The 4,330-nt window shown below is 46.6% G+C and carries 4 protein-coding genes; 2 read left to right on the forward strand and 2 right to left on the reverse strand.

All coding sequences use genetic code 11. The features are described 5' to 3' along the window. The coding region (locus RMO35_RS16355) for a pitrilysin family protein (protein WP_309742386.1) at positions 1 to 1,429 on the forward strand (1,429 nt) is incomplete at its 5' end. A gap of 139 nt (positions 1,430 to 1,568) precedes the next feature. Here RMO35_RS16355 and RMO35_RS16360 read toward each other — a convergent pair. Together RMO35_RS16360 and RMO35_RS16365 are read right to left on the reverse strand one after the other, a co-directional pair. After that, positions 1,569 to 1,922, reverse strand: coding sequence for a Spx/MgsR family RNA polymerase-binding regulatory protein (locus RMO35_RS16360; RefSeq protein WP_309742387.1), 354 nt, complete (start codon positions 1,920 to 1,922; stop codon positions 1,569 to 1,571). A 188-nt stretch (positions 1,923 to 2,110) separates the two neighbouring features. Continuing rightward, positions 2,111 to 3,652 (reverse strand): EAL domain-containing protein, encoded by a 1,542-nt coding sequence (locus tag RMO35_RS16365; RefSeq protein WP_309742388.1) that lies wholly within the window; start codon positions 3,650 to 3,652, stop codon positions 2,111 to 2,113. A 209-nt stretch (positions 3,653 to 3,861) separates the two neighbouring features. Here RMO35_RS16365 and RMO35_RS16370 point away from each other — a divergent pair. Then, positions 3,862 to 4,330 (forward strand): FAD-binding oxidoreductase (locus tag RMO35_RS16370; protein WP_396135689.1); only part of this gene is annotated, 469 nt, incomplete at its 3' end.

Consider the following 4,330-nt stretch of genomic DNA (forward strand, 5'->3'; position numbering starts at 1 on the left):
TCTCCAACCCAATCTAAAAACGATCGGCTTTTTTGAACCCACCCAAATTACCGCCGCAGTACCAGCAGCACCCGGTGGCGGTGCCCAAACAGTCGCTAATTACAATCCAGGTACGCCTGTAGACCCCAGCGAACTGGCAAAATATCTCCCCCCACTCGATGCCGATAGCATCAGCCAGACGCAAACCTTGCCCCAAGAGGTGAAGCTCAAAAATGGCTTGCGGGTATTCTTACTCCCTGATGCCAGTACGCCGACGGTAACTTTGACCGGGAATATTCAAGCGGGGACGGAATACGACACGCCAGATAAAGCCGGACTAGCCTCGCTAACTGCGGCAAATCTGATGAGTGGTACCAAAACTCAAACCGCCCTGAAGATCGCCAAAACATTGGAAAATCGCGGTGCGGGACTGGGGTTTGCGGCTAGTCGCGAAGGTGTGGGCTTGGGTGGGAATGCTTTGTCTAAAGATTTACCAATCCTGTTGCAAACATTAGGTGATGTCGTCCAAAATGCTAACTTCCCCGCCCAGAAATTTGAACTCAGCCGTCAACGGGCGCTGACAAGTCTCAAACTCGAACTAGATAGCCCCAATAGCGTGGCGCGGCGCAAATTCCAGCAGACGATTTATCCCCAAAATCACCCGTTTACAATTTTTCCTACCGCTCAAACCTTAACTGGTTTGACGGGGACAGATTTACAAGCCTTTTATCGTCAGCACTACCTCCCGAGTAATACGATGCTCGCGATCGTCGGGGACTTCAAAGTTGCCGATGTCCAACGCTTATTAGAAGCCAACTTGGGTAAATGGTCTGCCACTGCTAAAGCAGTCAAACTCGATTATCCCACTCCCCAATTACCGACCGCGCAGGTGCAGGTTAACCCCGCGCTCCCTGGCAAAACTCAATCAGTTACCCTCTTGGGCAATAAAGCGATCGATCGCAAAGATCCGCGTTTTTACTCCGCCTTGGTATTAAATCAAATCCTCGGTGGCGATACCCTCTCCAGCCGTCTGGGTACCGAAATTCGCGATCGTCAAGGTTTAACTTACGGCATCTATAGTAGCTTTGCTGCTGGCAAACGTCAGGGTACCTTCATCATCTCAATGCAAACCGCTCCAGAGGATGCTCAAAAGGCGACTCAAAGCACGATCGCACTGTTAAAGGATCTTCAAGCTAAAGGCGTCACCCAAGCCGAAGTGGATAACTCCAAACGCAGTATCTCTGGCAACTATACTGTCGATCTTGCCTCCCCTGACGAAATCGCTGGCGCAACTCTCGGTAATGCCGTCTTCGATTTAAACCCCAATGAAATTAGCGAATTTCCGAATAAGATTAAAGCTGTCACATTGGCACAAGTCAACCAAGTTGCTAAGGAACTAATTCAACCCGATCGATTAGTTGTCATCACCGCAGGGCCACCAAAGAAGTGAAATTAGGCTTGAGGTTTTAGCGGATGCGCGCTCGTCGGGTTCCCCGACGGTTTAGCGCACCAAGCAGGCTTTAGAGAATGACACATTTTTAGTACAAAAGGTAGGAGCCGATAAATTGTCCCTACCTTTTTTAATTTAACTAATTAAGTTTTTCTTGAATTTTCGCGACATCTCGAAAACCGACAGCGATCGCGATGCCATCTTTAACAAAAATCGGTCGTTTGAGTAACATGACATCTTCACTAAAAGCTTTTATCCACTCGGTTTCATTCCAGGCATCTTTAGTTTCATCGAGCAATCGATAAGATTGTCCTGAAGTGTTTCGCATCGATCTTTCGCCCAAACTTTGTACCCAGCTAGTAATTTGTTCGTGACTGGGAGGTCGTTCTTTGGTATTGATGAATTCATAACTAATTTCCTGTGCATCTAACCATTGCAGGGCTTTTTTGCAAGTCCCGCAGGTCGGAATGCCATACACTTGAATTGACGTCATAGTTTGCAGAAATTAATTAATAGTTGCTTTTTTCTTAGTGTCAAATTAGCCAGCTAAGATAGTAGTAGATCGTGAATGTATGAGGAGGAGATCGACTAATCGATATTTGAATGATAGCAATAATTTGGCGATTGAGATAGATAGGATGCTGGTAAATACTGTAATTAGAAGTAACGCTCGGGCTGAAATTAATGCTGCCAATAACTTCCTGTAGCGATTGCTGTTTGTAGATCCACTGCTGGCAGGGGACGACTGAATAGGAAACCTTGAACTGTATCGCAATCGATCGATCGCAAGAACTCTAATTGTTCGACGGTTTCTACCCCTTCAGCCACTACATTTAGATTCAACTGATGTCCTAAATCGACAATAGTTTTGACAATCCCGGCATCGACAGTATTTGCCCGTAGTTCTCGAATAAATGAGCGATCGATTTTGAGTCGATCTAGCGGTAAATACTTGAGTATAGCTAACGAAGAGTAACCCGTGCCAAAATCGTCCAAGGAGATCTTCACACCTATTTCTCGCAGCGATTTCAAAATTCCGATCGCCAGCTCCAAATCTTTAATCGCGATACTTTCAGTGATTTCGACTTCTAATGCGGCTGGCGAGAGTCCCGTCTCTGCTAAAATATTAGTAATAGTCGCGATTAATTTGCGGTTTTGAAGTTGTTTTACTGAAAAATTAACCGCGATCGAAAAACCTTCCCAGCCCATTTCTTCCCAGACTTTTTTCTGCTGACAAGCGGTTCTAATTACCCATTCACCCATGAGTAAGATCGAGCCATTTTCTTCCGCAAGTGGGATAAAGTCAGCAGGATTAATTAATAGTTTAGCCGATACATCTCGGCAGCGTAATAATGCTTCGATGCTAATAATTTTGCCAGTGTGGATATCTAATTGCGGTTGATAATGTAGCAGTAATTGCCGATCGTCAAACTGCTGGGGCGCGGGATTGGCAACTGCTGGATGTGCTAAAGCCGCACAGACATCATCGAGGAGATATTCTAATTGCCATCGGTTCTTGACTGGAGCGGTGTCTAAGGAGGCTAAAGGGGCTGGTTCGGTATAGATTTCATAATTATTGCGACCGCTCTTTTTGGCAAGACTCAGAGCCGCATCGGCATGTTTGAGTAAGGTGTCGCTATCTTGGAGGTGACTAGTGGCGATCGCAATCCCCATACTAGCTTTAACATAGAGAGAGTTAGATTCAAGCGTGCTAAAACTCCGATCGAATTTAAACGGTAGCTCGAAACAATAAAGGACGCGCTCGGCAATTGTGGTGATGGCAGTGACGTCGCTCAACCCAGCAATAAAAATCGCAAATTCGTCACCACTCCATCTGCCGATAATTGCTTGAGTGCCGAGGGTATATTTCAACCGTTTGGCGACCGATTGTAATAAAAGATCGCCACCATGATAGCCGATGCCATGGTTAATAATTTTAAACCGATCTAAACCTAAAAAGATCGCCGCTAAAACTTCGCCATCGCGCATTTGGGCGAGTGCTAGATTCAATGATTGACTCAGGAGTAACCGGGAGGGTAAACCTGTCAAGACGTCATAATAAACGGAATTTTCGGACATCTGCGCGACTATTTGCTCGATTATCACCACTGCGTCTCCATCGCTAAACTTTGAGCCAAGCTGAATTTTGCGCGATTGGGCTGGCAGTAAAGGGATGCCATCCATCGCCTCTGTATCCGCGCTCCGACTAATATGAATATCCACCTGCTATCGGCAGCGAGCGTGCGAGAAATATTTGCAGGTAATTGCCAACTAATTTGAACTAAAGATGGTGACAAACACAACATCATCATGGACGATACTGAATTTTTGGTCGGTGGTAATCGGTAATCGTGCAGGGGTAAATAGTGATAGTCTGGATCGAGCCAGCGATGCTACTAGCCTATACTATCCCGATCGCCAGTTTAGATCTTATGGACGACAATGTTAATGATATCTCTTTGCCGATTGCGATGCCCGATCGAGTTGCAGAACTTGCCGACTTAGTGGCTACAGCCAATGCCGATCGAGCGCCGATCGTCGTGGCAGGAAATAGTACTAAACTTGACTGGGGCGGGATCGTCGCAGGTGCAAAATCAATCGTCAGCACTCAAAAGCTCGATCGCTTAATCGCTCATGCAGTAGGGGATCTGACAATTACTGTCGAAGCGGGGATGGAGTTCGATCGAGTGCAGGAAGTACTCGCTACCGCCGGACAATTTTTACCCTTAGATCCAGTTTATCCCGACCGCGCCACAATTGGGGGGATAATTGCCACAGCTAATGCTGGCTCATTGAGACATCGCTATGGCGGCGTGCGAGATTTGCTATTGGGGATAAGTTTCGTGCGTGCTGACGGCAAAATTGCCAAAGCTGGCGGTAGAGTTGTCAAAAATGTCGCTG

Source organism: Chamaesiphon sp. OTE_20_metabat_361 (assembly GCF_031364565.1).

Bases quoted from the DNA above. Each gene is read 5' to 3' on its own strand.
- RMO35_RS16360 (WP_309742387.1), bottom strand. From the start codon at position 1,922: ATGACGTCAATTCAAGTGTATGGCATTCCGACCTGCGGGACTTGCAAA.